Here is a 26274-nt window from a genome sequence, read left to right on the forward strand (position 1 = left end):
ATATTTAGGGTGTGGCGGACTGAAGCCCGCCGTACATCGGTGATGGGGTAGGCCGGGCTTCGGCCCGGCATATGAAATTCAGGCAGCTTGGGTCCGCGATGCAATCTCGACCTCGAACGTCCATTCCAGCCACGGCAGCATCGCCTCGATATCCGAGGTTTCCACAGTACCGCCGCACCACACGCGCAGGCCCGCAGGCGCGTCGCGATAAGCGCCGATATCCAGCGCGATATTCTCGGCCTCAAGCCGTTTGGCCACCGCCTTGGCGAATGCTGCGCCGTCCCGGATGCGATCATCGGTGAACTTCAAACAAACCGATGTATTCGAGCGCGTGGCGGGGTCTTCGGCCAGATTGGCGATCCAGTCATGACGGTCGCAAAAGGCGTGGATAGCATTCGCATTGGCGTCCGCACGCGAGATCAAACCTTGCAGCCCACCAACGGAACGCGCCCAGTCCAGCGCGAACAGATAATCCTCGACCGCCAGCATTGACGGTGTGTTGATCGTGGCCCCCGTAAAGATGCCTTCGATCAGCTTTCCGCCTTTGGTCAGTCGAAATATCTTGGGCAGGGGCCATGCAGGCGTGTAGCTTTCCAGCCGTTCGACAGCGCGCGGAGAAAGTACCAGCATCCCATGTGCCGCTTCGCCGCCCAGAACCTTTTGCCAGCTGAAAGTGGTCACATCCAGTTTGTCCCAGGGCAGGTCCATCGCAAAGGCGGCAGAAGTCGCGTCGCAGATGGTCAGGCCCTGACGATCATCCGCAATCCAGTCGCCATTCGGAACCCGCACGCCCGACGTCGTGCCGTTCCACGTAAAAACCACGTCATTTGCGAAATCGACCGAGGTCAGATCGACGATCTTTCCGTAATCCGCGGTTTTTACCTCGGCATCGACCTTGAGCTGCTTGACCACATCGGTCACCCAGCCGGAGCCAAAGCTTTCCCAAGCCAGCATTTCGACCTTGCGAGCGCCCAGCAGCGACCATAGCGCCATCTCGACAGCACCGGTATCCGAAGCGGGCACGATGCCGATGCGGTAATCCGCCGGAATACCGAGAACCTCGCGAGTACCATCAATGGCAGCTTTCAGCTTGTCCTTGCCGATTGCGGCGCGATGCGACCGGCCCAGTGCGGCGTCGGCAAGCTTCGTCAGATCGAATGTGGGGGGTTTGGCGCAGGGGCCAGAAGAAAAGCGCGGATTGGCCGGCCGCGTTGCCGGTTGAGCGATAGTCATAGGTGTTACCCTTCCAGATATACGCCCCTCGTTGGGGAGGGGTGTCCCGCGGTTAGAGCTATTGCGCCGCAGCGCGGCAGGCAAGTGCGAAAGCGGCCGAAATCGCCGCTTTGGAACTCATTTCCGACGCGTATCGGCTACGATCGGAAACTTGCGTTTCTTGATTGAAATTCGAACAGCAGTCAGGTCTCCCGACCCAACCGGCCTTTCGGCCGCAAAAAATCACTTTATTGCAATCTCTTGCACTCAAAACTCCGGCATTGCTCCACATTTCATTTGGCTCACAGGCTTCGATGTCCAGCTTACAACTGCTCTCTGGTGAAATTTCTGCGCCTGCGCTATGCGGCTTACCCAAGACAGGAGATCCCGAATGCATATCGCCACGTTGCTGACCAATCCTCAGAACCCGATCCTTGAGGCCGTCTTGGTCGAGTCGTTGCGCAATGCATGGGGCGGGGGCGAGGCAGTCTGGCTGAATCCCGGCGTCGCAGCCGAATTTCAGTTGGCCAACATACCGGTCAATCACTGGGATATCTGGGCCGAGATGCAGGGCCTTGGCATCGACCTCGTGATCCAGCCAGCACAAGGTCGCCGCAAGAAAATGCTGCTTGCAGACATGGACAGCACGATGATTCAACAGGAATGCATCGACGAACTGGCGGACGAAGCAGGCGTGGGCGATCACGTCAAGGACATCACTGCGCGGGCGATGAATGGTGAGTTGGATTTCGAAGGCGCACTGATCGAACGGGTCGGTTTGCTGGAGGGTCTGGATGAAGGCGTGATTGCCAAGGTTCTGAACGAGCGGATCACGTTCATGCCGGGTGGGCGGGAACTGGTTGCGACCATGCGCGCGAACGGGGCTTATGCTGCGCTGGTGTCTGGCGGCTTCACCGCCTTTACAGCGCACGTGGCGGCAACCCTTGGGTTTGACGAGAACCGGGCCAATACCCTGCTTGTGGCCCAAGGCAAGCTCACCGGGGGCGTTCAGCGCCCGATTCTGGGGCGCGAAGCCAAGATACAAGCGCTGCACGAGATCACCTCCCAATTGGGCATTGCCACATCCGATGCAATTGCCGTCGGCGACGGCGCCAATGATCTGGGCATGCTTGGCCTTGCTGGCACGGGTGTAGCCCTGCACGCCAAACCATCAGTCGCCGCGCAATGCGACGTGCGGATCAATCACGGCGACCTGACGGCCTTATTGTATCTGCAAGGCTATTCCTCTGACCAGTTTGTGGTGAAATGAATGTCACGAGTCTGCCTCGGCTGAATTCCCTTTCCATTATTTAACTTTTGTGTTAAATAATGGATATGACGAACCTGTTTCCCATATTTTCGGCCCTGTCCGACCCGACCCGATTCGCAATCATCGAGCAATTGATGGAACTGGGCGAACAACCCGCCGGAGACCTGATCGAAGGCAAAGGCATGTCTGGTGCTGCCATTTCGCGCCACCTCAAGGTTCTGCGCGAGGCCGGTTTGATAAACCAACGCGTCAACGGAACCCAGCGGTTGTACTCTGTCCGCGCCGAGGGCCTGCGTACCATCGCCGAGTGGACCATTTCGAAACGGCAATTCTGGGAATCCAGCCTCGACCGTCTGGGCGAACTAATCGAAAGGGAAAACACATGGCCGACCTGAGATTGAAGCGGGATTTTCCCGTCAGCCCGGAAACCCTGTTCGCCTGGATCAGCGACGGCGCCAAGCTTGTGCAATGGTGGGGGCCCGAAGGGTTGCACGTTCCCAAGCACAATCTGGATTTCACCCGCACCGGTCCCTGGTTTTCGGTGATGGTCAACGGCGAGGGGCAAGAATTCAAGGTTTCGGGTCAAGTCACCCATGTGAATCCTCCGACCTCGGTTGGTTTTACCTGGGGATGGCATGACGAAAACGATCAGCGCGGCGATGAAAGCCACGTGATGCTGACGGTTGAAGCAACTCAGACCGGATCGCGGCTGGTGCTGGACCATCGCGAACTCGGCGACGACGAGCTCAGCGCACGCCACGAAGAGGGCTGGACATCCTGCCTGCGCAAGCTCGAAGCCAATCTGAACTGATTTTCACCAAGGGAGGTAAAACAATGCCGGAATTCATTTTTGCCTATCACGGGGGCAAGACCCCGGACACGCCGGAAGAAGGCGAAAAAGTCATGGCTGCATGGAAGGCCTGGTTCGAAGGCATGGGAGAGTCGGTCGTCATTCCCGGCGCACCCGTCGGCATGTCCAAGACCGTAAGCTCAGGCGGTATCGCGGATGATGGCGGCGCCAATCCGCTTTCGGGTTATTCCGTCGTCAAAGCGGCGGATATCGGCGCGGCAACGGAAATGGCCAAGGGCTGCCCAATGGTGGTGACCGGAAACGGCTCGGTCGAAGTGGCCGAGATCATGGAGATGTAAAGTTCTGCCAGATCGGCCGTCAGATGAACCCGGCGGCCGGTTTTATCACTCCGCACTCGATACCCCGGCGGCTGTACTGCGTCGCATTCAGGTACTTTCGAGTTGCCGGATGGTTCGCATCCAGAACGCCCAGATCAACCAGAATGGCCGCAATCGCGCATTCACTGGCCCGTGTCGTGCCATCGGCGATTTTCACCGCCACCCCCATCCTTTTTTCCGGAATGATCGCGACATAAACCGCTTCGGCCCCGGTCTTGATCGCCACGCGCCCGTCCATTGCGCGCATGAGTTCGGTACAGGCTTTGCCTTCGCCCGCCACCAACTCGGGATGCTTGATCATCGCGCCGACAAGTTGTTGAGCAGCATCGCTTTGCCGGTCAGACCGGTCAGCGGCCGACGCAAACCACGCCATCGATCGCGCAAAGCCTATTAGAGAAGTCTGAAAGTTCGGAGCAGAACAACCATCAATCCCGTATCCCGGGCTGGTCTCGCCCGTAACTTCCTCGAATGCGGCCAAACAGGCTTGCTGTACCGGATGATCGACTTCCACGTATTCCGGCCCGGCCCCCATGTGCTGCGCCAGCGTCAGAAATCCCGAATGCTTGCCCGAACAGTTGTTGTGGATCTGGCAAGGCGTATCGTCAGCCAGAATCAGACCGTCCCGCGCCGCCATGTCCGACGGTTCCTGCGGGCCGCAGCGCAGATCCGTCTCGCCCAGCCCCAGATGATCCAGCCATGCGTTCACGCGGTCGGTATGGATCGCCGCGCCGGTATGTGACGCGCAGGCCAATGCCAGATGTTCGGACCCCAACCCATATTTCGCCGCCGCACCGGACGTTACCAACGGCAACGCCTGAATCATCTTGGCGGACGAGCGGGGATAGATCGTGGCATCGGGATCACCCCAGCTTTGCACGATCTGACCGTTGTCGTCGCATATCACCGCATGCCCCAGATGCAGGCTTTCAAGCAGCGAACCACGCCACACTTCTGTCATCGGTACCGGATGCGTCACGACGTCCCTCATTTTCCTGCGCAAAATTCTGCCAATCGCCCTTTCGCCCATGGCGAAATCTGCGTTAGTGTGTGTATGTCGGCAAATGATGGGCAGCGCAATATGAGACAGGCCGCAAAGACCTGCATGCGCGCCCGGATAACTTGAGGTAGAAGTCGGGCTAGGAGGCTGGACAAATGGGATCAAAGCTCGTCCGCATAATTGCGGGCCTGTGCATGGCCGGAATGGCCACCACCGCAATCGCTCAGCAAGCGCAAAGCACCAACCGGGTCGCCGCCAAGACCGACTGGAGTGTTTTCGTGGAAAGCGACCCAACAGAATGCTGGAGCGTTTCGGCGCCCAAGGAGACCGTGAACACCCGTGGCGGCCGTGTCGTATCGGTACGGCGCAGCGATATCTTGCTGTTCGTGTTCTTCCGGCCAGAAAAAGACGTAAAGGGGCAGGTGACCTTTACTGGCGGCTATCCGTTTGCACCGGGATCGACAGTGAACCTTGTTGTTGATGGCACCGAGTTCGAGCTGATCACGGATGGCGAATGGGCCTGGCCCGCCACCCCGGCCGAAGACCTCAAAGTCGTGACCGCCATGAAACGCGGCTCCGAGGCGGTTCTGACCGCGCGATCGGCTCGCGGCACGCAGACCAAGGACACGTTCTCGCTGCTTGGGTTCACAGCCGCCGTCGAGGATGCCGAGAAACGCTGCGCAAACTGATTGCAATCAGCAAAACACAGGGAAGCCCCGCCGATCCGGACGGGGCTTTTTTGTTTCCCGGTCCCGAAAAAGATTGCGTCCTCCGGCGGGCACAGGGCACTTTCGACCCGGCCAGACCCGGGCCGCTTCGGGTTTCCCAAAGGAAGTTCACATGCGCAGCAGCAAGACAATTCACGTCATCTCCGCCCATGCCGAAGGCGAAGTCGGCGATGTCATCGTCGGTGGCGTGACTCCTCCGCCGGGTGACACGCTGTGGCAGCAACGATCGTTCATCGCGCAAGATCAGACGCTGCGAAACTTCGTACTCAACGAACCGCGCGGTGGTGTATTTCGACATGTGAACCTGTTGGTGCCCCCCAAACACGCCGACGCGGATGCCGCTTTCATCATCATGGAGCCCGAAGACACGCCGCCGATGTCGGGATCAAACTCGATCTGCGTGTCGACTGTGCTTTTGGACAGCGGCATCATTCCGATGCAGGAACCCGTGACCGAACTGGTGCTGGAAGCGCCGGGAGGCTTGGTCCGGGTGCGCGCCGATTGCCGGAACGGAAAGGCCGAACGCATCCATGTGCAGAACGTCCCCAGCTTTGCCGACAAGTTAGGCGTACCGCTCGAAGTTCCGGGACTGGGAACGATCACCGTCGACACCGCCTATGGCGGCGACAGTTTTGTGGTGGTGGATGCCGCCGCGTTGGGGCTCGAGATCATCGAATCCGAAGCCAAGCACATCGCCCGTTTGGGCGTGGCCATCACCAATGCCGCGAACGAACAACTCGGGTTCTCGCATCCAGACAACCCCGATTGGAATCACATCTCTTTTTGCGCCTTCTGCGGCCCCCTTTCCACTACGGACAGCGGGCTGACTGGAAAATCTGCCGTTGCCATCCAGCCGGGCAAGGTCGATCGGTCACCGACCGGAACGGCAGTATCGGCAAGACTGGCGCTGATGGCCGCGAAGGGGCAGATCGCACAGAGCCAGACCTTTGAAGCGGTGTCGATCATTGGTTCGCGCTTCACCGGCAGGATCGTCGGCACCACGCAACTTGCCGATCGCCCCGCAATCATTCCCGAGATTTCAGGCCGCGCCTGGATCACCGGCATCCATCAGCACATGCTGGACCCCGAAGACCCCTGGCCCTCAGGCTATCGCCTCAGCGACACATGGGGCGCATAGATGCCGAACGACACCCGGCAAGGCGTTTCGGAACGTTGACGCCGGACAAGGCGCCGCTTACCCCTGAATAAACAACCTGGAGACCCGCACATGACCCATGCCCTGCTCGTGATCGACGTTCAAAACGATTTCTGCCCCGGCGGTGCGCTTGCGGTGCCGCAAGGGGACGAGGTCATCGCGCCCATCAACGCCATGATGAGCCGGTTCGATGCGGTAATCCTGACGCAGGACTGGCACCCGGCAGGCCATTCCTCCTTCGCCAGCTCACATTCCGGCAAAACTCCGTTCGAGGTGACAGAGATGCCATATGGGCTGCAGGTTCTGTGGCCCGATCATTGCGTTCAGGGCACCGGCGGCGCCGCGTTTCACCCCGAACTAAGAACAGATGCCGATCTGATCCTGCGCAAGGGATTTCGCGCGGCCATCGATAGCTATTCCGCTTTTTTCGAAAACGACCACACAACGCCTACCGGGCTTGAAGGCTACCTGCGCACGCGCGGGATCACCGCCCTGACGATGGTCGGGTTGGCCACTGATTTCTGCGTCAATTACTCGGCCGTGGATGCAGCGAAACTGGGGTTCGACGTCACCGTGAAACTGGACGCCTGCCGCGCAATCGACCTGGACGGCTCACTTGCCGCCGCTCACGCGGATATGCAGAAAGCGGGCGTCCGCCTGGAGTAAGGTCAACCGGGCAACAACGGATCCCCAAAGGCATCTGTGGTCACCTCGCAAAGCCCTTCGATTTCCAATCCCAGATAGTCCGGCACGGGGGCGAACCGCGCTTGAGGAATATGTTGAAACTCCAAGGTCGTATAGGGTCGTTTCCACAGCCATTCCCGGTTCTCGACAGCCCAGAGGTCAGGATCTGGCGGTGTCTCATCCGTAAAGGCGTAAAAATGCAGGTCAAATCCGAAAGCCGCCACATCCTGCCGTGACAACAGGCGCAAGCCGAGTGATTTGCACACCTTTTCTTCGACCTGAATATCGCCCGTGCGCAAGGTAATTTGCCCGATGCCGGCATTGGAAAACGGATGTCCGGGCGTCGTCGCTCGTTCTGGTCGGTTGCCCTCGAAATCATGTTGGAGAAGTTCGATTGCGAACCCCTCCGGATCGGCCAGATGGCACATATATCCGATATCCACGAACTGAACCGGATCGCTGGCGGCTACGCCCCGGTCCCGCAGATGGGCGACGGCCAGATCAACATCGGGCAAGGTGATGCCGATTTTCCAATATCTCTGTCCCCGGTCAGCGACATATCCACCGCCACCGGGAAGCAACAAAAGATCGGCATCCTGCCCGGCATACCCGACGCGCCAGCCTTCGCCCGCGGGGGTTGTTCCCATGCCCAGAACATCGGAATAAAAACGCGCCAGTCCCGCTGGGTCGGCCACACGCAGCCGGACGGCTGAAATCCTCATCCGCACATCTCCGCGATACCCGTGGCGATTTCAGGTTTCGCGGCAAGGCTGTCGGCAACCAGTTCGCGGGCAGTGTCCATCAGCGCATCGGCTTCGACAACCCGGTCCACCAATCCAAAGGTATAAGCCTCTTTTGCGGTAATCTTTTGACCCGCCATGAATATGAGCTTTGTCCGCGCCGGGCCGATCAGGGCTGCCATTCGCCTGGGGTCGGAAGGTTGCGGCAGAAACCCAAGCTTCATCACCGGATAAAAGAATTTGGCCGACGGCACGGCAACGCGCAGGTCGCAAGCCAGCACCATACCATTCGCACCCCCGGCAAGCGTGCCGTTTAGCGCGGCCACGGTCAGACAAGGCAGCGCGGCGATAGCGCCCGAAAGTCGCTCCCACACGTCCGACGTTGCAAGCCCGGCCCGCGCCTCGTCCAGATCGGCCCCGGCGCTGAACACCTTTCCGATCCCGGTCAGGATCAGCGCCTTGGCATCCACGGCGGCCTCGGCAATATCCGCCAGATCCTCAAGCATCGCCCCGGTCAACGAATTGGCTTTGTCGGGGCGGTTGATGGTCGCGATCCAAAGCCCGCCTTCTTTGGTCAGTTCGATCATGCCAGACCAACCCTCTTGCGGATGCCCTCGTCCCGCAGCGAAATCTCGGTGCCGACATATTCGTCGGCATCCTCGGAACACATCCACAACAACGCCCGCGCGGGCCAGTCGGCGGGAATGTGTGCCTCCCAATCCAATTGACTGACCGGGTTGATGCCGCTGGCCTTGATTTCGCGCTGCATCTGGGTGGCGACCGTTCCCGGCGAAAGGCCCATCGCGCGGATGCCGTGGTGCCCCTCTTCAAGATGCAGGCACTCGGTCAGCATCGCAGCCCCTGCTTTGGAAGCGCAATAGTGGCTCCACGCCTCGATGGGGTTGTGCGCCGCCCCCGACGAGATGGTAAGGATCGATCCGCCACCGCCCGCGCGCATTACCGGCAGCGCGGCGCGCATGCCGTAGAAAACGCCTTTGAGATTGACGTCGATGACATGTCCCCACGCCGCCGGGTCTGCCCGCGACAGATGAGAGATCGGCTCGATCGCGCCGGCATTTCCGATCAGAACATCCAGCCCGCCGAACCGAGTCACGCAGGTGGCCACCGCCGCCTCGACCTGCGCGTAATCGCTGACGTCACACGGCACGGCGACGGCTTTTTCTCCAATTTCCGCCGCCAACGCCGAAATCTGCGCCCCGCCCCGCGCAGCCAGTACCACGTTCGCGCCCGCCGCGGCAAATACGCGCCCCGCTTCGGCGCCAATTCCACGGCTTGCGCCAGTGATCAGAACGGTTTTGCCCTGCATATCCATGAGGATGCCCTCTTTAAATTCCATCTGTCGCAAGTCGTAGCCCGCAAAGGGGGAAAGGGTCCAGCCCTTGCCCCCTTGACGCCCGCGCCCTCAAGCCCGACGATGCGCGCGAAATTGATCGAGAAGGGTTCTCTTATGACTGCTTTCTATCGCCGCAGCTGCGGTGCCGTGCTTGCCTATGTTGTCGCAACCCAGGGCGCGTGGGCCGACCTGACCGCAGCCGACGTTTGGGCTGACTGGCAAGCTTACCTGGGCGGCATGGGCTATGTAGTGACCGGCGAGACAAGCAATTCGGGTTCCGTCATGACGATCGCCAACATGGCGATGACCATGGAACTGCCCGAGGAAGACGGCCAGTTCTCGATGACGATTCCGTCCATGACACTTACCGAGAATGGCGATGGCACGGTTACCGCGGGATTCCCCGCCTCTTTTCCGATGGTCATCGACGGAAAATCCGAGGGCGAGACGTTTCGGGCAGAACTGACCTATTCGCATGATGATCTGAACATGGTGATTTCCGGCACGCCCGAAGACACAACTTATGACTATGCCGCCAACCGTGTCGGCGTTGCGCTGACCTCGGTTGACTTCGATGGTGAAACGCTTCCGCCCGAGGCGCTTTCAGCAGCCATGAACATGGTCAATGTTGCGGGCAAGTCGCAGATGAAAATCGGCGAGATGCGCGACCTCACGCAAAGCATGACAGCCGACAGCCTGACCTATGATGTCGCCTTTGATGATCCCGAATCCGAAGACCAGGGCAAGTTCAAGGGTACAATGAACGGCCTGAGCTTTGAGGGCACAGGAACGATTCCCAAGGAATTCGATCCCGCCAATTACAACAGCCTTGTCGAGTCCGGCTTCGACTTTGACGGCAAATTCACCTTTACATCGGGGGCGGGCGAAATCGCAGGCGTCGGTGATGGCCAGCAGTTCGAGATGTCCAGCCAATCCGAAGGGGGTGATTTCGCAATTGCCATGGATGCCGCACATATCGTGTACGATATCGCTCAGAAAGGCGTCAAAATTGCTGTCTCAACCGCGGACCTGCCCTTCCCGATCGAACTGGCGATGGCAAGTGCCGGGATCAAGTTCGACATTCCGGTTCAGGCATCTGACGAAGAACAACCCTTTGCCTTTGCCATGAACCTGACCGATTTCACCATGTCGGATATCCTGTGGGGCATGTTCGACCCGGCGGGCGCGCTGCCGCGCGATCCGGCAACCATCGCCCTCGACACAAGTGGAACGGCCAAGATCAAGGTGAACTTCCTTGACCCCGCCGTGGCCGAAACACTGGACGCAACCGATGCGGCTCCGGGCGAGCTGCACTCGCTCAGGATCAACGAGTTGATTGTCTCGCTTGTCGGGGCAAAGCTGACCGGCACAGGGGATTTCACGTTCGACAATTCCAACCTTGACGCCTTTGACGGTGTCCCCGCCCCGTCGGGCGAAGCAAACCTGCAATTGGTCGGGGCCAATGCGCTGATCGACAAGCTGATCTCAATGGGCTTTGTATCCGACGAAGACGCGATGGGCGCCCGGATGATGATGGGTCTGTTTGCCGTGCCGGGGGACGCGCCGGACACGCTGAACTCGAAAATCGAGATCAACGACCAGGGGCATGTGATGGCCAATGGCCAGCGGATCAAGTAATCTGAATTTCACGCCGCAAACAAAGGGCTGCCGATGTGGCGGCCCTTTTTTGTTTGCTTTGGCACAAGCCCTTCCGGATCGGGTCGCAACCCGATTCATCACCGATATGCAGCATTCTTTGGTCATCGGGCCTTGCGGCACGAACAGGGCAAGGCTAGGTCCAGAATAGACGACGGAGGCCATATGAAACGTACACCCGAAGAAATCAGCCACGCGCTTTTGGATGCGGCCCGCAAGGCGGGCGCGGATGCCGCAGATGCCATTGTGATCGACGGGTCCTCGGTTTCCGTCGAAACCCGTAACGCGACGCTGGAAAAGGCCGAGCGGTCCGAAGGTGTCGATCTTGGGCTGAGGGTTTTTCTGGGCAAGCGACAGGCCATCGTGTCCAGCTCCGACAGTCGGCCAGAAACCCTCGCCACAATGGCCGAACGCGCGATTGCCATGGCCCGCGAAGCGCCAGAAGACCCTTATGCCGGGCTTGCTGGCTCGGATCAGATCATCAAGACGTGGGATGTCGAACCGCTGCAGCTGTTTGACCCCACGCCCGAACCCAGCGCCGAGGCGCTGATGCAGGACGCACTGGAAGCCGAGGCCGCGGCGAAAGCTGTAAAAGGCGTGACACAAGTGTCAGATGCGGCGGCGGGCTATGGCGTGCATCGCGTTCATCTGTGTGCGACAAACGGTTTCTCCGGGGGCTATGCACGATCCAGCCGCTCGATCTCTTGCGTCGCGATTTCCGGCGAGGGCACAGGGATGGAGCGCGACTATGACGGTGACAGCCGCACCTTTCAATCCGACCTTCGCTCCGCGCGGGACATCGGACAAACCGCGGGAGAGCGCGCAGTGCAGTTGCACGGTGCGCGAAAGCCCCGCACGGGAACATTTCCGGTTCTGTTCGACGAGCGCATATCCTCTTCGCTGATCGGTCATCTTGTGGCGGCCAGCAACGGCGCGGCCATTGCGCGGGGGGCCTCGTGGCTCAAGGACAGTCTGGGCGAACATGTGTTGCCCGACGCGTTGTCACTGGTCGAAGACCCACACCGTCCCCGCATATCGGGCTCGCGCCCCTTTGATGCCGAAGGGTTGCCAACCGCAAAACGTGCGATCGTGAAAGACGGCATTCTGACTGGATGGACGCTGGATCTGTCCAGTGCGCGCAAGCTGGACTTGCCCGCAACCGGCAACGCCGTACGCGGCGTATCAGGACCACCGTCGCCCAGCAACTGGAACCTGAGCCTGACACAAGGCAGCCAAAGCCGCGATGATCTGTTGCGCGACATGGGGACCGGGCTGTTGGTGACCTCGATGATCGGGTCGACCATCAACCCCAATACCGGCGACTATTCCCGGGGCGCATCCGGCTTTTGGGTCGAGAACGGCGAAATCTCGTATCCGGTCAATGAATGCACCATTGCGGGAAATCTGCGTGACATGCTGCGGCGGATCATCCCGGCCAATGACGCACGCCCCTATCTGTCCCGCGTGGTCCCGTCACTTCTTGTCGAAGGGATGACCCTTGCCGGAAACTGACCTGTCCCTGCTCGTCGAGGCCGCGCTCGAGGCCGGGCGGATTGCCACCCGGTATTCGGGCGATACCGCCCAGCGCTGGGACAAGCCGCAAGGCGGCGGACCGGTGACAGAGGCGGATCTGGCCGTCAACGCCATGCTGGAACAACGGCTGCCCTCGGCCCGGCCCGGTTATGGCTGGCTGAGCGAAGAGACCGAGGATAACGACGACCGCCTGCACCGCGAGCATGTGTTCATCATCGACCCGATCGACGGCACCCGCAGCTTTGCCGAAGGGTCGAAAACATGGGCGCATTCCCTGGCCATTGCCCGCAATGGTGTCGTGACCGCGGCAGTGATCTATCTGCCGATGCGCGACCTGCTCTACGCCGCCGCTGAGGGTGAAGGTGCCACGCTGAATGGCGCAACCATCAGCACCACCGGAACGGGCGATTTGGAAACGGCAGAAATTCTTGCGGCCAAGCCCAACCTGAACGGGCGTCATTGGCGCGGTGGCGAGGCGCCCACGTTTGTGAGGGCCTACCGGCCGTCCCTCGCCTATCGTATGGCGTTGGTCGGACAGGGGCGTTTCGACGGAATGCTCACGCTGAGACCAAGTTGGGAGTGGGACATCGCCGCTGGCGACCTGATCCTGCGCGAGGCGCAGGGGGCCTGCACCGACAAAAAAGGCCAGGCTTTGCGTTTCAACAACCCTAACCCCAGGCTTGACGGTGTCGTCGCGGCAGGGCAACGGCTGCATTCGCTGCTGCTTGCCAAACTCGAGCCGGACGAGGGTTGGACGACATGAGCCGATCACGCTCGCTCAGCCTTAAGGCCTATCGGGTATTGTCCTGGCGCGGAACGAAACCCGATAGCGGCGGCGCGCCACCGCGCCCCAAAGGCGACGTCTTGTGGGTTCATCTGGCAACGCAAGGCCACGTTGCCCCGGTCAACGACTTCTGTCGCCATCTGTTGAATCAAAAACCCGATCTGTCCGTGATGCTGACTGTTCCAGACAGTTCTGCCCTGGCAAACTGGACCGGCATGATCGCACCGGTGTTTCAATTGCCCGCCGACAACACAAACTCGGTGCGCAGATTCCTGGATCATTGGCGCCCGGATATGGGATTGTGGGTCGGGGGCGGTTTGTTACCCAACCTTGTGGCGGACGCAGCGGATCGCAACATTCCCATGATCCTGATGGAAGGGGACGCGGATGTCGTGATCCCCCGCCGCCATCGGTGGCTACCGGAAATTCCACGCCACACCCTGAACTGCTTCCAATCCATCCTGACCACCAGTGACGACAAGGCACGGCAGATCCGTCGGCTTGGCGTTCCGTTTTCCAAAGTATCCATCTCTGCCCCGCTGAAGGTCAGCCCGAACCCGCTTCCATGGCCCGAGGACGAGCTGATCGAAACCAATCACGCGCTGTCCAGCCGCCCAATCTGGCTGGCCGCCTGGGTTCAGGACAAGGAATTCATCACGGTTCTGACCGCTCATCGCCATGCGCTGCGTCTGCTGCCCCGTCTGGTGCTTGTCCTGCACGTCGCCGACGCAGCAGAGGCTGGGCCGTTGCAAGCGCGGTTGAAAGCCATGGATTTGCGCTGCGCCGACTGGGACGCGGGCGATGCGATCGAAGACAACACCCAGGTCATTCTTTGCGCCGACCCTCAGGATCTGGGCCTGTGGTATCGCGTGTCACCGCTGACCTTTCTGGGCAGTTCGCTGGAATACGGGGCATCAGGGCAAAACCCGCTGGATGCGGTGGCGTTGGGTTCAGGCATCATTCATGGCCCCTTTGTCCGGCACCACACGGACGTCTACGCCCGTCTGGCGAATGCCAAGGCCTCGCGCATCGTGCGATCCGCCGACGAACTTGGCCGGGTCGTCGTGCATCTTCTGGCCCCTGATCAGGTGGCCGATATGGCCTTGGCCGGCTGGCAGGTCGTCAGCGAAGGGGCGCAGTTGATGGACCAGTTGACGGATATGGTGCAGGAAACGCTCGACAAACGGAGGGTGGGCGATGCGGGCGCCTGAGTTCTGGAACACACCCGCCGACCGTCTGGACTGGCGGGCGCGGCTGTTGAAACCGCTGGGCGGGATATATGCCCGCGCCACGGCGCGCAGGCTGGCGGCGGGCGGCGGGGATCACCCCGGCATTCCGGTGATCTGCGTCGGCAACCTCAACGCCGGGGGTACTGGAAAAACCCCGACGGTCATCTGGGTGGTCGAACAGCTGCGCGATGCGTGGCACAAGCCGCATGTCGTCACCCGTGGTCACGGCGGATCACTGGAAGGCCCGGTTCGGGTCGACCCCTCGCGCCACACTGCGGACCAGGTCGGGGACGAGCCTTTGTTGCTGGCCGCCTTTGCCGAAGTTTGGGTCGCGAAAGATCGTGCCGCCGGGGCGCGGGCAGCGGCGGCGGATGGTGCCAGCGTTATCGTTCTGGATGACGGATTTCAAAACCCAACCGTGCGCAAGGATCTTTCCTTCATTGTCGTGGATGCGGCGCGGGGTTTCGGCAATGGGCTGTGCCTGCCTGCCGGTCCCCTGCGCGAACCCGTCGATACCGGCCTGCGCCGGGCCGATATCGTCCTGTCGCTCGGACCACCCGAAGCGCAGGAGCAATTTGCCCGGCTATGGGGATCAAGGCTCATCATCCCGCACGCCACAGGAGAATTGAAGCCGCTGCAAACCGGCATGGACTGGAGCGGTACGACCGTTCTTGCCTTTGCCGGAATCGGACACCCGGACAAGTTCTTCCGAACCCTGCGTGGGCTGGGGGCCGACTTGAAACAGGCCGAAGCGCTGGATGACCATCAACCGCTGACGCCCGCGCTCATGAGCAGGCTGGAACACGAAGCGAAACTGCTGGGTGCACAGATGGTCACCACCGAAAAAGACGCCGTACGTCTGCCGCCCGCATTTCGCAGCAAGGTCATAACCCTGCCCGTTCGCCTGCAAGTCGAACAGGCCGACATGGTGCGCGACATGATGCTGGTCAGGGCGCCGTCGCCCTGATCAGTTGTCCTCGCCCAGTTTGGGCGCAGCCCGCGTCAGGGCCAGCTCAGCGCCTGAAAAGACAAACGGCGACCGCACCCCCGGCACACCGTCCAATTCGATCTGCATGCCGCGTGCAATCACTTGCGGGTCTGCCATGACCTCGTCCAGCGTGTTTATCGGACCGGCCGGTATGCCCTCGGCTTCGCAGGCGGCCAACAGATCGGCCTTGCCGCGCTGCGCGGTTGCCCCGTTCAGCCGCGCAATCATCACCCGGCGATTTGCCAGACGGTCCTTGTTGCGCAGAAACTCGGGCGCTTCGGCCATGTCATCAAGTCCCAGAACCCGGCAAAGCCGCTGATACTGCCGGTCGTTACCGGTTGCGATGATGATATGCCCGTCGGCGCAGTCAAAAACCTGATATGGCGCCAGATTGACATGGGCATTGCCCATCCGCTCGGGCGCCTTTCCCGTGGTCAGATAGTTCAGCGCCTGATTGGCGGTCACGGCCACCGCCACATCCAGCAGCGCCATGTCCACCTGTTGTCCCTTGCCTGTGCGCTGCCGCTGATACAGCGCCGCCAGCACCCCGGCGACGGCATAGATACCGGTAAACACATCCGTAATCGCGACGCCGGCCTTTTGCGGTTGGCCTTCGGGTTCACCCGTGATCGACATCAGCCCCGACATGCCCTGAATGATAAAGTCATACCCTGCGCGATGTGCATAAGGCCCGGTCTGACCAAACCCTGTGATAGAGCAGTAGATGAGGCGCGGATTGATTTCCTTCAGACTGTCATAGTCCAGCCCGTATTTCTTCAGCCCGCCAACCTTGAAGTTCTCGATCAGGATATCCGCGTCCGCGACCAGGTCGCGCACGCGCTGTTGACCCTCGGGCGTCGAAAAATCCACCGTGACCGATGCCTTGCCCCGGTTTGCCGAGTGGTAATAGGCCGCCGAAACATCCTCGTCCCGGGTTACGAATGGCGGACCCCAGGCGCGCGTATCGTCTCCCGCCGGAGATTCGACCTTGATTACCTCCGCGCCCAGATCGGCAAATGTCTGGCCCGCCCAGGGGCCAGCCAGAATGCGTGCCAGTTCGATGACCTTCAAACCGGCCAGAGGGGCCGACATCAGTTGCCCAGCTCGTCTTCGATCAGCTTCTTGAAATCGGCATAGGACTGGTTTTCGACCTTCTTGCCGTTCACCACGAAACTCGGGGTTGCGCTGATGTCGTCACGCTCGGCGTTTTCCTGATACCAGGCCACAAGGGTTTGCGCCTTGGTCGAATCCTGCAGACAGGCTTCAAGCTGTTCGTTTTCGATACCCGCAAGCCGCCCGATCTTGCGCAGCTCGTCCACAACTTCGCTTGGACCACCCGCACGCGCCCATTCCGATTGGCCGTCAAAGATCAGATCGGTGATACCAAAGAACTTGTCCGGCCCGGTACAGCGCGCGATCATCGAAGCCCACAAGCCGAACCGGTCGAAATAGACCTCGCGATAGACGAACTTGACCTTACCAGTGTCAATGAAGTCCTTTTTCAGTTCCTTGTAGGGCCCCGCGTGAAACGCGGCGCAATGGGGGCAGGTGTACGAGGCGTATTCGATGATTTCGACCGGCGCGTTCTCGTCGCCCTGAACCATCTCCACGATGGTCGAGGTATCGATATCGGCTTCCTGCGCGTTGGCTTCGGCCACCAGCGGAATCGAAGGACCCCCGGTTGGAGTGCTTGTCAGCCAATAGGCCCCTGCGGCCACGGCGATAGCCGCACAGATCACGGTTGCAATTCGGGTCATGTCCTGCCCTTTCTCAGCTTTTTTGTTTGGATAATACGTTGCGGCCCAGCCGTTCAAGTGCGGCGCGCAAATCATTGTCGTGAACATCGCTTGCGGCCTTGTCGGCCTCGGCAGCGATTTCGGGTGCGATAACGGGTTTTTCGGTCTTCAGCTTCGGTTGGAAACTGGCCTGACCTTCGGCAAACCCGGTCGGCGCGGTCTGAGTGATGCGTACCCGGCTGATCGCGTTATAGCCGTAGACGGCATTCACCCTGGCGCGCAGCTGTTCCTTCTGCATTTCCAGCATCGGTGCCTGCGGACCGGTCGTCAGAACGGTCAGCGTCGCGCCAAAACCGCCCTTGCCATAGCCGATGTTGACCGGGCGCGCGATTGCCGCGATATCCTGCCCTGCGATTTCGGGCCAATGGGTCAGCAGCCGCGACACCGCAAACCCGCGGCTTTCCCCGGCGCGCCGGATCTGGTCATTCAGCAGCGTCGCGGTGCGTTTGAAACCGCGTGTGGTCGATGGGCGTGGCGGCATCTGGTTTCCGACTCCTCGTCCACTATTGTAATAGGCGATGGGGCGGGTGCCAGCGAAACCCGACGAGTCGAGGAATAAATCTTGCGTGACGCAATGGACACTGATGTAAGCGCCGCCTTGCTGCGCTGGTACGATCGCAACGCCCGCGACCTTCCGTGGCGTGTCAGCCCCGCCGCGCGCAAGGCAGGCGAATACCCCGACCCTTATCGTGTGTGGCTGTCCGAGGTGATGCTGCAGCAAACCACTGTCGCGGCGGTGCGCGACTATTTCCAACGCTTCACGGCTCGCTGGCCCTGCGTTCAGGCCCTGGCCGCCGCCGAGGACCATCAGGTGATGGCCGAATGGGCCGGGCTTGGGTATTACGCCCGCGCCCGCAACCTGCTGAAATGCGCCCGCGTGGTGACCCAAGTTCATCAGGGCCGTTTTCCCGATACCTATGACGCCCTGATCAAACTGCCGGGGATCGGCCCTTATACCGCCGCTGCGATTGCCGCCATCGCCTTTGACCATCCTGAAACCGTGCTGGACGGCAATGTCGAACGGGTGATCGCGCGATTTCACGACATTCACGACCCGCTGCCGGGCGTGAAACCCACACTCAAGGATCTGGCAGCAACCCTGACGCCAATTCAGCGCCCGGGCGACTATGCGCAGGCGGTCATGGATCTTGGCGCCACCATCTGTACCCCAAGGTCTCCGGCCTGCGGAATCTGCCCGCTTCGCGACCGCTGCCGGGCAAGGGAGGCAGGCACCATGGCGGATCTCCCACGGAAAACCCCGAAGAAACCCAAACCGACCAGATACGGATATGCCTATATCGCCCGTCGCCCGGACGGGGCGTGGGTGATGGAACGGCGGCCCGACAAGGGACTCTTAGGGGGAATGCTGGGCTGGCCCGGTCCGGAATGGTCCGAAATACCGGATAAAACACCGCCCTTCATGGCGGACTGGCGCATGCTGCCGGGAGAGGTGCGACATACCTTCACCCATTTTCACCTCATCCTGCGTATTCAAACTGCCACGCTACCCGATGGCTTTTGCGCCGAAGGCACAACGATTGTCGGCAAGCACGAATTCCGGCCCTCGGCCCTGCCAACCGTCATGCGAAAGGTCTATGATCTGTGGCGCGGCGAATAGGCAGATGGGCATCCCCGATCTGCGCGCCTACTCTCCGCCTAGTTGAATAACGGATCTCGAAAATGAACGCGACCAAAGCTCCGCCCTCCGGGCAATCCGCACTCCCCTACTGGATATCGTACCTGCTGGTTCCCCTGATCTGGTTCACGGCGGTCTTGGGAGGATGGTGGTTGATCCTTGTCCCCCTTGCGACATGGTGGGCATTTGCCGTTCTGGATCACCTGACCGGTCTTGACCTGGCAAACTCCGACCCCGACACGCCCGACGATGCGCTCGGCTGGCATATCCTTTTGACCAAGGTCTGGGTGCCGGTCCAGTTCGTAACCCTGTTCGGCCTGATCTGGTATGCCACCAGCGCAAACCATTTGGATACCGGCGAAAAGATCGCCCTGTTTTTCGGAATGGGGGTGCTGTCAGGCACCATCGGCATCAACTACAGCCACGAATTGATGCATCAGAAAAGCCGGGGTGAACGGTGGCTGGGCGACATCCTGCTGGCGATGACGCTCTATTCGCATTTCCGCTCCGAACACCTGCTGGTGCATCACCGCTATGTCGGAACACCACGGGACCCGGTGACGGCACGCTATAACGAGGGCTTCCACCGGTTCTATCCCCGCGTCCTGCGCCAAAGCCTTTGCTCGGCCTTTCGCGCCGAACGGGACATGCTCGCCCGCAAGGATCTTCCATGGACCGATCCGTCAAATCCGTTCTGGCGCTACTGGGCGTTGCAGGCCGCGATGCTTTTGCTGGCGCTGCTGATCGGCGGATGGGCGGGGCTGGGCCTGTTCCTCGTTCAGGCAGCGACGGCAATCTGGCAACTGGAACTTGTGAACTATGTCGAACATTACGGCCTGACCCGGAAACATCTCGGGGACGGGAAATACGAACATGTCCGCCCCTGCCACTCCTGGAACGCGGCGCACAAGGCGTCGAACTGGCTGCTGATCAACCTTCAACGCCACTCCGACCACCACTACAAGCCCGACCGCCGGTTTCCGTTGTTGCAGAACCATACGCCCGATGCCGCACCGCAACTGCCCTATGGCTATCCGGTGATGACCGTGGCTGCGATGATCCCGCCACTCTGGCGCCGTGTGATGAACCCACGCGTTCGCGCATGGCGGCGGCAGTACTATCCCGAGATCACCAATTGGAAGCCGTATAGCAAGGCCCAGAACCCGGTCCCCCGGTAAAAGTCACGGCCGCATCGCGAGGGGTTTGCCCCGTGCGATGCCTGGCCCAACAGGAGGAGGCGCATCATTGATGCGCTTCCAACTGGCGGGAGCATTTCTCAGATCGTCCAGACATCCAGTGGCTGATCGACACCACGGATATTCTGATCCTTACGCAACTCGAATCCTGTCAGCAATTCGGGTTTCGCACCGGCATCCTGCATCGCGCGTCGCCGCAAATCGTCGCTCATCACGATCCGGGTGTCGAAATCGCGGGTCAGCGCCTCAAGCTTGGCGGCAACATTCACCGCATTGCCAATGACCGCGAATTCCAGCCGGTTGGCACCGATATCCCCCAGCACGACCGCGCCGAAATGTATCCCTATGCCGACCCGTATCTCAGGCTCGCCCGCGCGGCACCGGTCCAGGTTCCACCGGTCGATGACGTCAACCATCGAACGCGCGCAGGCCAGCGCGTTCGATGCATCCCGATCGCCCGCCAGCGGTGTGCCAAAGGTCGCCATCAGACCGTCGCCCAGATATTTGTCGAGCGTGCCACCGTGACGAAAGACCTCGCTTTCCATCCGTGCATGGAAGCCACGCAAAACCTCGATCACCGCATAAGGATCACGAGAGGCGGCGAATTTCGTAAAACCCACTATGTCGATAAACAAAACCGCCACATCGGCCTCGCGCACCTGTTTCAGCGGCTCGTCGTTCTGGCTCAGTTCCTCAACCACATTGGGCGAGAAATAGCGCGACAGGTTGGCCCGCTCCCGCTCCAGCCCCGCATTGGTCATCAACAACCGGTTGAGTCGCCGCATGGACACGCCCAGGGTCACGGCGACCATCACGAAGACAACGACCTGCTGGATACGCTGCGGGATCATGAAGCTGTTGGGATCAAGCAACTGGGCTACATCCGGGAACCCGGCAAAAGCCTTGGCAAACTGCTCGCTGAGACCCGGAACCGGAGTTGCAACCCACCATGCCACGATCCAGCCGACCGTCCACATGGCTGCGGTCCATGTTCCGATGGCAATCACCGTGCGCCAGGAATAGGCCAGCGTTCCGGCAGCCAGGATGATGAAGAAATACTGAAAGTTGTCGAACCGGTACTGCATCGCAAGCGGTCGAACGTCTTCGCTGAACGGGTTCGGAATCACCATGCCCAGCGTCATGATCAGCAAATCGGCAAAGATCAGAAACAGCTCCAACCGCGATTGCCCGACCCGCCCGGCCCGCCGGATCAGCCAGCCATTGGCGCAAATCAGCGCGAGTATGAAATGATAATAGAGAACATCCCAGTTCGGATTGAGAAACACCAAAAGCGGCGCAGTCAGACCCATCGCGATCCAGCGCGCGCGAACCGCCAGTTCCAGCCCCTCGCGCTTGTGTCGCTCCAGTGCGGCTTCGGTGTATTTGTTTTCCAGATCGAACTCATCCGGTCGCGAGATGGAAAACCGATCCAATCGTGAACGGAAGATGCTTGTGTCGGTCATGCCGGGGCCTCTTGCAGTCAAGCAGCAGACGGGAAATTCCCGGTCCATCCAATCACCCCGGACGACAAAGGAAAAGGCCCCGCCGTTTTCGGCGGGGCAAGTCATAGTGCCATGTGTCAGGCCACAGGCACCGGCGGTATGAGTGAGAATTTGAGTGAGTTTCAGTTGTACAATTCGGCACGTACCTGCTGTCGCAGCACGTCAATTGGGACAGTTTTGCCCTCGCGCTTGAAACACCAATAGGTCCAGCCATTGCAGGACGGCGCGTTTTCCAGATGCGCCCCAACCTGATGAATCGAGCCTTTGACGTTGTCTCCGATCAAAGTGCCATCGGCACGTACCTTGGCTTTGTGACGCCGGTTCATCGAGTACAACTCTTCTCCCGGACGCAAAAGGCCACGTTCAACCAACTGGCCAAAGGGAATGCGCGGCTCGGCGCGCTTGCTGGCGCTGACTTCCAACGCTTCACGATCGAACTTGCGCACATTGGCGATGCGCTTTTCTGCGACCTTGCGATAAGCCTCTTCCCGCTCGATCCCGATGAACTCCCGGCCCAGCATCTTGGCTACGGCGCCAGTGGTACCAGTACCAAAGAACGGGTCCAGCACGACGTCACCAGGGTTGGTCGATCCGATCAGCACACGATGCAACAACGATTCCGGCTTTTGCGTCGGATGTGCCTTGTCCCCGTTTTCGTCTTTGAGGCGCTCATGTCCTGTACAAATCGGCAGCACCCAGTCGCTGCGCATCTGTACACCTTCGTTCAACGCCTTCAGCGCCTCATAGTTGAACGTATATTTCGCGCCCTCGGATTTCGACGCCCAGATCATCGTTTCATGAGCATTTGTAAGGCGCTTGCCGCGGAAATTCGGCATCGGGTTGGATTTGCGCCACACGACATCATTCAAGATCCAGTATCCAGCGTCCTGAAGTGCGGACCCTACGCGGAAAATATTGTGATATGATCCGATGACCCAGATTGCACCGTTGGGTTTCAGCAAGCGCCGCGCAGCCTTGAGCCAGTCGCGGGTGAACTGATCATAGACCGCAAAGCTCGAAAACTGGTCCCAATGGTCATCAACCGCGTCCACCTGGGAATTGTCAGGGCGGTGTAGCTGCCCCTTGAGTTGCAGGTTATAAGGTGGGTCCGCGAAAATCAGGTCCACTGACGCCTCGGGCAGACTGTTCATCGTCTCGATGCAGTCGCCGGAAAGGATCGTGTTCAACGGGAGCGCGGTTGCGCCCTTGGTCTTGGTTGTGGTCATTTCTCTGCCTCAGATTCCACGGCGCTTTTGCGCTCATTTGGTTGAGACAAGGATGAGTCAATCCTGATTCGCCGTCAAATTCTTTTTTGAATCAGAGGGTTACGAATTACTCTTGATACAATATATTGTGGACAGGTTTGAACGAACGCCTATGGTGTGGGGTCACCCCAAGATTTCGGAGCGCCTCTTTGTGCTGTTTTGACGGATATCCGGCGTTGCTCTCCCAGCCATAGCCAGGATGCTGTTGCGCCAAATCCACCATCACCCGGTCGCGCCATATTTTCGCCGCAATTGAAGCCGCCGCAATTGATACGGATCGCGTATCGCCCTTGACCACCGCCTGACTCGGCAGGCCAAGGCCGCGCGGGATCATGTTGCCGTCGATCAACAGATAGTCGGGTGCAGGATCAAGGGCCGCGACCGCGCGCTCCATCGCCAGGTGAGAGGCACGCAGAATGTTAACTCGGTCAATCTCTTCAACGGTTGCCTCAGCAACCGATACCTCGGCGGACTCTCGTAAAATTTGATCCAGCCCCATGCGGCGTTTCGCACTCAACTTCTTGGAATCGTTCAGCCCCTCGGGGATGTTGCCCGGATCAAGAATTACTGCTGCGGCAACAACAGGCCCGGCCAAAGGGCCGCGACCCACTTCATCGACCCCTGCAATCCTGAGATAGCCACGCGCCCGAAGCGCCATTTCAATATCAAAACTGGGCATAGTCATCTTCATGGAAAACCGCGTTTTGCCTCATGGCGCAAGAAAAAAGGAAGGGCGGCCAAGTGCCACCCTCCCCAACGCGGTGCTTCTGCGGCGCCGCTGTGCTCGAAACTCAGCGATACTGGACGACGCGATATCCTTGCTGTCGCAGACAGCTTGGCTCATAGGCGTGACGTACGTGTTGCCCATTCCAGAACCCAACCTTGCAGGACTCGGGCAGCTTGCGTGCATGTTTGTAGTGTTTGTTCAGGCACCGTTGACCCAAGACGGGTCGGTTGCTCCCGTATCCATTGAATGTCCTCAAGCATCTTTGCGGAAGATCGTATCGCGCCACATGTCCCGGAATAGGACGGGCATGACGCCGGTCGCGGCTTCGGCTGTCGAAATTGTTGTCATCATAGTGATGCCGGTCATAGCGATTGTCGTAGTAACGGGTCACCGATTGCGACCGATCCTCTTTCTTGTTCTTGTTGTATTGATTGACGGCGGCTCCGATTATCGCGATTGCAGCCAGGCCACCCAGAATGTCATGCGCATCTGCGGCTTTCGCCCTTGATGCAGAAATACCAGTGATTCCGATGGCGGTGGCTACGATCAGAGCGATGAATTTACGGTGCATGGTGCATGTCCTTTCAATGTAATCCGCGATCCATGGGTAAGGACCGCCCTGTGATGCACCGAACCTGTCTGCACCCGCTTCAGACAGGCAATATCGTTCCTTTGTTATCCGATATCATTGCTGGCAAGGCCCTGTGGTTATTGAATATCGCGCGAAGCCCGCGCAGGATGCCGCTTATGAAACAGATCCTCACTTTGTTGGCCACTGCGGCCCTGATATCCCTGACACCCGCAGCGCATGCGGCAGACTGCTATGCCGACTATAAAGCCAAGCAGGATTCACCTTTGCGGCTTCACTATGGGGTTATGCAGGTATCAAACTGCTCGCAGGGTGGCGCGAAACAGGAAGTGTCTGCGCGGCTGAACGCAGCGGGCTGGAAGCTTTTGAATGTGATATCGGTCTTTGGCCCGGAAGGCCTGAACAAGAGGAAGGCGAATGCCGGACAGTTCTATCTCCGTTTCTGAAGCCCGGCGCTCGGGAACGCGGCTGGTCGGACTGGGCATTGCCGCAATCGTTGTGATCCTGATCATCGCAGCAGCGCTTTTGTTCTGGACCCTACCGGATGCAAACGCATTCAATGCGCGGGTTGAGCGGCTGTTTGTTGAAAGCGACCTGACGTCGCAGGCCGAGATCAAGTTGTTGGAAATTCTGGCACAGTCCGGAACCGCGTTTGCGGACACGCTGTCGAGTTACCGGATGGTGATCTTTGTTCTTCTTGTGTTTGCCAGCGCGATGATGATCGCCGCGCTGGTTTTTCTGGCGATGCTTGTCCTGCTGAACCGCCGCATGGCACAGATCGAACGCACTGGGATTCAGGTGACCTCCCTTTTGATAAGTCGCGAAGAGAACACCGTCTATCTCAACAACATGGATTTCAAACTGACCCCGGCAGCGATGGAAACTTTGTCTGTTCTGGCCGAATCCCGACTTGACGACGAAGTTCTATCGGGCGCCGAGATCGAGGGGATGATTTCAGGCAAGCACGCGTCTGAGTGCGACGAAGCGGCCGGAGCCACGCGGATCAAGCGTCTGCGCGACGCGCTGGGGAACCAGATGGTCAGCGAGTTGCTGGTCAAGAACATCGCCCGCAAAGGATATATGCTGGCGATCGAAAAAGACGTCATTCAGATGATCTGAGCGATTGCCAGCTCTCAATCGGTAAAAACATGGAGCGTGCCCTTGGCAAGCGCAGTTGCCGCGCCCATCCTTATGTTTCAGCTCAGGGGAAAGGAGGCCGCGCATGAACGTCCACAGCACCCCGCGCACCAAAGGGTACAGCATCTCGATCGAACCGTTGAAAGGCCGTATTGCCGCCTATCGCGGCGACATTCTGCTGGCCGAGAGCGTTCGCGCCAAGGTCATGTATGAAACGCGCCTGTCACCAACGATCTACTTCCCGAAAGAAGACGTGAAGGTGGCGCTTGGCGCACCGACTGAATTGCAGACCTTTTGTCCCTTTAAGGGCACGGCAACGTATCGCGACCTGGTTTTGGGGGAAGCACATGTGCCCAACTCGATATGGGCATACGAAGATGCGCTACCCGAGAGCGAAGGTATTCAGGGTTATGTAGGCTTCATGCCCGGTGCCTACACACGGATCGACCTTGGAGGAAACAAGCTTGTCGAACCCGAAGACGGGAATGTCGGCGGACCCCTGATCAACTGGCTGATGCGCGGAGCGTCGGCGATCGCGACACCCGAAGAATTCACCCAAGAGCTGGCCGAAAAGATGCTGGAACAGGGAATTGCGATCCAACGTCTGGGTATCCTCGTCTGGTCACTGCATCCGCTGATCGCGGGAAAGCACTACATCTGGGAAAAAGGGGAGAAAGAGATTTCCACTTTTGCGCCAACTTACGAAATCTATGACCATCCCGCCTATACCAACAGCCCGCTGCGGCATGTGTCGAACGGGCTGGGAGGAGTACGGCAACGGCTGACCGACGATTTCCCCGAAAACAGCTTTCCGATCATGGAGGATCTGCGCGCCAAGGGGGCGACCGACTATGTCGCCATGCCGATGCCGTTTTCCGACGGGCGGACGAATGTTTTAACGCTGACA

Annotated in this window: 29 protein-coding genes; 17 read left to right on the plus strand and 12 right to left on the minus strand. The window is 59.7% G+C overall.

The annotated features are described in order from the left end of the window. Positions 1-78 precede the first annotated feature (78 nt). A complete protein-coding gene (locus AC2FMY_RS13645) occupies positions 79-1233 on the minus strand; it encodes a phosphoserine transaminase (protein ID WP_496746574.1) in 1155 nt (384 codons plus the stop codon). A gap of 370 nt (positions 1234-1603) precedes the next feature. Here AC2FMY_RS13645 and serB point away from each other — a divergent pair, with 370 nt between their 5' ends. The 4 genes from serB (at position 1604) to AC2FMY_RS13665 (ending at position 3631) form a co-directional block, all read left to right on the plus strand. After that, the gene (gene serB, locus AC2FMY_RS13650) at positions 1604-2482 is read left to right on the plus strand and encodes a phosphoserine phosphatase SerB (RefSeq protein ID WP_496807528.1); all 879 of its coding nucleotides are present in this window, start codon (positions 1604-1606) and stop codon (positions 2480-2482) included. A gap of 65 nt (positions 2483-2547) precedes the next feature. Continuing rightward, on the plus strand, positions 2548-2877 hold the full coding sequence (locus AC2FMY_RS13655; protein WP_496746614.1) for an ArsR/SmtB family transcription factor: 330 nt from the start codon (positions 2548-2550) through the stop codon (positions 2875-2877). Further along, positions 2865-3293: an SRPBCC family protein gene (locus tag AC2FMY_RS13660; protein ID WP_496746570.1), complete on the plus strand. Its 429-nt coding sequence runs from the start codon at positions 2865-2867 to the stop codon at positions 3291-3293. The genes AC2FMY_RS13655 and AC2FMY_RS13660 overlap by 13 nt, the downstream gene beginning before the upstream one ends. A gap of 23 nt (positions 3294-3316) precedes the next feature. After that, positions 3317-3631: a YciI family protein gene (locus tag AC2FMY_RS13665; RefSeq protein ID WP_480748886.1), complete on the plus strand. Its 315-nt coding sequence runs from the start codon at positions 3317-3319 to the stop codon at positions 3629-3631. Positions 3632-3650: 19 nt separating this feature from the next. Here AC2FMY_RS13665 and AC2FMY_RS13670 read toward each other — a convergent pair whose 3' ends face one another. Continuing rightward, entirely contained in the window at positions 3651-4658 is a 1008-nt protein-coding gene (locus AC2FMY_RS13670; RefSeq protein WP_496807529.1) for an asparaginase, read from the minus strand. Positions 4659-4822: 164 nt separating this feature from the next. On the opposite strand from AC2FMY_RS13670, the gene AC2FMY_RS13675 reads away from it, so the two are divergent. From AC2FMY_RS13675 to pncA, 3 genes are all read left to right on the plus strand, one after another. Further along, a complete protein-coding gene (locus tag AC2FMY_RS13675; RefSeq protein ID WP_480748888.1) occupies positions 4823-5356 on the plus strand; it encodes an invasion associated locus B family protein in 534 nt (177 codons plus the stop codon). A gap of 151 nt (positions 5357-5507) precedes the next feature. After that, positions 5508-6533 carry a trans-3-hydroxy-L-proline dehydratase gene (locus AC2FMY_RS13680; RefSeq protein WP_480748889.1) on the plus strand — a complete coding sequence of 342 codons (1026 nt, stop codon included), beginning with the start codon at positions 5508-5510 and terminating at the stop codon, positions 6531-6533. Between the two features lie 90 nt (positions 6534-6623). Then, complete coding sequence (gene pncA / locus AC2FMY_RS13685) at positions 6624-7217, plus strand: bifunctional nicotinamidase/pyrazinamidase (RefSeq protein ID WP_496807530.1); 594 nt, start codon at positions 6624-6626, stop codon at positions 7215-7217. Between the two features lie 2 nt (positions 7218-7219). Here the strand turns inward: pncA and AC2FMY_RS13690 are convergent, their stop codons facing one another. From AC2FMY_RS13690 to AC2FMY_RS13700, 3 genes are read right to left on the minus strand one after another with little or no spacing between them, the layout of a single operon-like run. Continuing rightward, on the minus strand, positions 7220-7957 hold the full coding sequence (locus AC2FMY_RS13690) for a VOC family protein (RefSeq protein WP_496807531.1): 738 nt from the start codon (positions 7955-7957) through the stop codon (positions 7220-7222). Beyond that, the gene (locus AC2FMY_RS13695; RefSeq protein WP_496748566.1) at positions 7954-8562 is read right to left on the minus strand and encodes an enoyl-CoA hydratase/isomerase family protein; all 609 of its coding nucleotides are present in this window, start codon (positions 8560-8562) and stop codon (positions 7954-7956) included. Before AC2FMY_RS13695 ends, AC2FMY_RS13690 begins: the two co-directional genes overlap by 4 nt. Then, positions 8559-9308, minus strand: a complete 750-nt coding sequence (locus AC2FMY_RS13700) for an SDR family oxidoreductase (protein WP_496748570.1) — start codon at positions 9306-9308, stop codon at positions 8559-8561. Before AC2FMY_RS13700 ends, AC2FMY_RS13695 begins: the two co-directional genes overlap by 4 nt. A gap of 135 nt (positions 9309-9443) precedes the next feature. Between AC2FMY_RS13700 and AC2FMY_RS13705 the strand changes: the two genes are divergently transcribed. The 5 genes from AC2FMY_RS13705 to lpxK all read left to right on the plus strand — a co-directional run bounded on the left by AC2FMY_RS13705 (position 9444) and on the right by lpxK (position 15498). Next, entirely contained in the window at positions 9444-10967 is a 1524-nt protein-coding gene (locus AC2FMY_RS13705; RefSeq protein ID WP_496807532.1) for a DUF2125 domain-containing protein, read from the plus strand. A 183-nt stretch (positions 10968-11150) separates the two neighbouring features. Beyond that, positions 11151-12497, plus strand: coding sequence for a TldD/PmbA family protein (locus tag AC2FMY_RS13710; protein WP_496748565.1), 1347 nt, complete (start codon positions 11151-11153; stop codon positions 12495-12497). Beyond that, entirely contained in the window at positions 12484-13281 is a 798-nt protein-coding gene (locus AC2FMY_RS13715; protein ID WP_480748895.1) for a 3'(2'),5'-bisphosphate nucleotidase CysQ, read from the plus strand. Before AC2FMY_RS13710 ends, AC2FMY_RS13715 begins: the two co-directional genes overlap by 14 nt. Beyond that, positions 13278-14513, plus strand: a complete 1236-nt coding sequence (locus tag AC2FMY_RS13720) for a 3-deoxy-D-manno-octulosonic acid transferase (RefSeq protein WP_496746898.1) — start codon at positions 13278-13280, stop codon at positions 14511-14513. Before AC2FMY_RS13715 ends, AC2FMY_RS13720 begins: the two co-directional genes overlap by 4 nt. Next, positions 14500-15498, plus strand: coding sequence for a tetraacyldisaccharide 4'-kinase (lpxK, locus tag AC2FMY_RS13725; protein ID WP_496807533.1), 999 nt, complete (start codon positions 14500-14502; stop codon positions 15496-15498). Before AC2FMY_RS13720 ends, lpxK begins: the two co-directional genes overlap by 14 nt. Here the strand turns inward: lpxK and AC2FMY_RS13730 are convergent, their stop codons facing one another. From AC2FMY_RS13730 to AC2FMY_RS13740, 3 genes are read right to left on the minus strand one after another with little or no spacing between them, the layout of a single operon-like run. Then, entirely contained in the window at positions 15499-16611 is a 1113-nt protein-coding gene (locus AC2FMY_RS13730; protein WP_496746892.1) for a CaiB/BaiF CoA transferase family protein, read from the minus strand. Next, positions 16611-17276, minus strand: coding sequence for a DsbA family protein (locus AC2FMY_RS13735; protein WP_496746890.1), 666 nt, complete (start codon positions 17274-17276; stop codon positions 16611-16613). The genes AC2FMY_RS13730 and AC2FMY_RS13735 overlap by 1 nt, the downstream gene beginning before the upstream one ends. A gap of 13 nt (positions 17277-17289) precedes the next feature. Next, positions 17290-17796 carry a DUF721 domain-containing protein gene (locus tag AC2FMY_RS13740; protein ID WP_496746888.1) on the minus strand — a complete coding sequence of 169 codons (507 nt, stop codon included), beginning with the start codon at positions 17794-17796 and terminating at the stop codon, positions 17290-17292. A gap of 93 nt (positions 17797-17889) precedes the next feature. Between AC2FMY_RS13740 and mutY the strand changes: the two genes are divergently transcribed. Next, positions 17890-18933 carry an A/G-specific adenine glycosylase gene (gene mutY, locus AC2FMY_RS13745; RefSeq protein ID WP_496807536.1) on the plus strand — a complete coding sequence of 348 codons (1044 nt, stop codon included), beginning with the start codon at positions 17890-17892 and terminating at the stop codon, positions 18931-18933. Between the two features lie 62 nt (positions 18934-18995). Then, the gene (locus AC2FMY_RS13750) at positions 18996-20129 is read left to right on the plus strand and encodes an alkane 1-monooxygenase (RefSeq protein ID WP_480748901.1); all 1134 of its coding nucleotides are present in this window, start codon (positions 18996-18998) and stop codon (positions 20127-20129) included. Between the two features lie 98 nt (positions 20130-20227). On the opposite strand, the gene AC2FMY_RS13755 is transcribed toward AC2FMY_RS13750, so the two are convergent. The 4 genes from AC2FMY_RS13755 to AC2FMY_RS13770 all read right to left on the minus strand — a co-directional run bounded on the left by AC2FMY_RS13755 (position 20228) and on the right by AC2FMY_RS13770 (position 24212). Then, a complete protein-coding gene (locus tag AC2FMY_RS13755; protein WP_496807534.1) occupies positions 20228-21610 on the minus strand; it encodes an adenylate/guanylate cyclase domain-containing protein in 1383 nt (460 codons plus the stop codon). Between the two features lie 161 nt (positions 21611-21771). Next, positions 21772-22875: a site-specific DNA-methyltransferase gene (locus AC2FMY_RS13760; protein ID WP_496746884.1), complete on the minus strand. Its 1104-nt coding sequence runs from the start codon at positions 22873-22875 to the stop codon at positions 21772-21774. A 106-nt stretch (positions 22876-22981) separates the two neighbouring features. Then, a complete protein-coding gene (gene rnhB / locus AC2FMY_RS13765; RefSeq protein ID WP_496746881.1) occupies positions 22982-23593 on the minus strand; it encodes a ribonuclease HII in 612 nt (203 codons plus the stop codon). Between the two features lie 112 nt (positions 23594-23705). Beyond that, a complete protein-coding gene (locus AC2FMY_RS13770) occupies positions 23706-24212 on the minus strand; it encodes a hypothetical protein (RefSeq protein WP_496746877.1) in 507 nt (168 codons plus the stop codon). A gap of 176 nt (positions 24213-24388) precedes the next feature. On the opposite strand from AC2FMY_RS13770, the gene AC2FMY_RS13775 reads away from it, so the two are divergent. The 3 genes from AC2FMY_RS13775 to AC2FMY_RS13785 form a co-directional block, all read left to right on the plus strand. After that, positions 24389-24676 carry a hypothetical protein gene (locus tag AC2FMY_RS13775; protein WP_480748905.1) on the plus strand — a complete coding sequence of 96 codons (288 nt, stop codon included), beginning with the start codon at positions 24389-24391 and terminating at the stop codon, positions 24674-24676. Further along, the gene (locus AC2FMY_RS13780) at positions 24648-25349 is read left to right on the plus strand and encodes a winged helix-turn-helix domain-containing protein (RefSeq protein ID WP_480748906.1); all 702 of its coding nucleotides are present in this window, start codon (positions 24648-24650) and stop codon (positions 25347-25349) included. Before AC2FMY_RS13775 ends, AC2FMY_RS13780 begins: the two co-directional genes overlap by 29 nt. A 103-nt stretch (positions 25350-25452) precedes the next feature. Further along, positions 25453-26274 (plus strand): DUF427 domain-containing protein (locus AC2FMY_RS13785; RefSeq protein ID WP_496807535.1); only part of this gene is annotated, 822 nt, incomplete at its 3' end.

The organism is Ruegeria sp. YKSE079 (assembly GCF_059612845.1).

Coding starts and splice junctions, on each gene's coding strand:
- AC2FMY_RS13655 (WP_496746614.1), top strand. CDS start 2,548: ATGACGAACCTGTTTCCCATATTTTCGGCCCTGTCCGACCCGACCCGA.
- AC2FMY_RS13720 (WP_496746898.1), top strand. CDS start 13,278: ATGAGCCGATCACGCTCGCTCAGCCTTAAGGCCTATCGGGTATTGTCC.
- AC2FMY_RS13660 (WP_496746570.1), top strand. CDS start 2,865: ATGGCCGACCTGAGATTGAAGCGGGATTTTCCCGTCAGCCCGGAAACC.
- AC2FMY_RS13690 (WP_496807531.1), bottom strand. CDS start 7,957: ATGAGGATTTCAGCCGTCCGGCTGCGTGTGGCCGACCCAGCGGGACTG.
- AC2FMY_RS13670 (WP_496807529.1), bottom strand. CDS start 4,658: ATGAGGGACGTCGTGACGCATCCGGTACCGATGACAGAAGTGTGGCGT.
- AC2FMY_RS13730 (WP_496746892.1), bottom strand. CDS start 16,611: ATGTCGGCCCCTCTGGCCGGTTTGAAGGTCATCGAACTGGCACGCATT.
- AC2FMY_RS13680 (WP_480748889.1), top strand. CDS start 5,508: ATGCGCAGCAGCAAGACAATTCACGTCATCTCCGCCCATGCCGAAGGC.
- AC2FMY_RS13780 (WP_480748906.1), top strand. CDS start 24,648: ATGCCGGACAGTTCTATCTCCGTTTCTGAAGCCCGGCGCTCGGGAACG.
- rnhB (WP_496746881.1), bottom strand. CDS start 23,593: ATGCCCAGTTTTGATATTGAAATGGCGCTTCGGGCGCGTGGCTATCTC.
- AC2FMY_RS13735 (WP_496746890.1), bottom strand. CDS start 17,276: ATGACCCGAATTGCAACCGTGATCTGTGCGGCTATCGCCGTGGCCGCA.
- mutY (WP_496807536.1), top strand. CDS start 17,890: ATGGACACTGATGTAAGCGCCGCCTTGCTGCGCTGGTACGATCGCAAC.
- AC2FMY_RS13770 (WP_496746877.1), bottom strand. CDS start 24,212: ATGCACCGTAAATTCATCGCTCTGATCGTAGCCACCGCCATCGGAATC.
- AC2FMY_RS13645 (WP_496746574.1), bottom strand. CDS start 1,233: ATGACTATCGCTCAACCGGCAACGCGGCCGGCCAATCCGCGCTTTTCT.
- AC2FMY_RS13705 (WP_496807532.1), top strand. CDS start 9,444: ATGACTGCTTTCTATCGCCGCAGCTGCGGTGCCGTGCTTGCCTATGTT.
- AC2FMY_RS13695 (WP_496748566.1), bottom strand. CDS start 8,562: ATGATCGAACTGACCAAAGAAGGCGGGCTTTGGATCGCGACCATCAAC.
- AC2FMY_RS13700 (WP_496748570.1), bottom strand. CDS start 9,308: ATGGATATGCAGGGCAAAACCGTTCTGATCACTGGCGCAAGCCGTGGA.
- serB (WP_496807528.1), top strand. CDS start 1,604: ATGCATATCGCCACGTTGCTGACCAATCCTCAGAACCCGATCCTTGAG.
- AC2FMY_RS13710 (WP_496748565.1), top strand. CDS start 11,151: ATGAAACGTACACCCGAAGAAATCAGCCACGCGCTTTTGGATGCGGCC.
- AC2FMY_RS13755 (WP_496807534.1), bottom strand. CDS start 21,610: ATGACCGACACAAGCATCTTCCGTTCACGATTGGATCGGTTTTCCATC.
- AC2FMY_RS13675 (WP_480748888.1), top strand. CDS start 4,823: ATGGGATCAAAGCTCGTCCGCATAATTGCGGGCCTGTGCATGGCCGGA.
- AC2FMY_RS13740 (WP_496746888.1), bottom strand. CDS start 17,796: ATGCCGCCACGCCCATCGACCACACGCGGTTTCAAACGCACCGCGACG.
- AC2FMY_RS13775 (WP_480748905.1), top strand. CDS start 24,389: ATGAAACAGATCCTCACTTTGTTGGCCACTGCGGCCCTGATATCCCTG.
- AC2FMY_RS13665 (WP_480748886.1), top strand. CDS start 3,317: ATGCCGGAATTCATTTTTGCCTATCACGGGGGCAAGACCCCGGACACG.
- AC2FMY_RS13750 (WP_480748901.1), top strand. CDS start 18,996: ATGAACGCGACCAAAGCTCCGCCCTCCGGGCAATCCGCACTCCCCTAC.
- lpxK (WP_496807533.1), top strand. CDS start 14,500: ATGCGGGCGCCTGAGTTCTGGAACACACCCGCCGACCGTCTGGACTGG.
- AC2FMY_RS13760 (WP_496746884.1), bottom strand. CDS start 22,875: ATGACCACAACCAAGACCAAGGGCGCAACCGCGCTCCCGTTGAACACG.
- pncA (WP_496807530.1), top strand. CDS start 6,624: ATGACCCATGCCCTGCTCGTGATCGACGTTCAAAACGATTTCTGCCCC.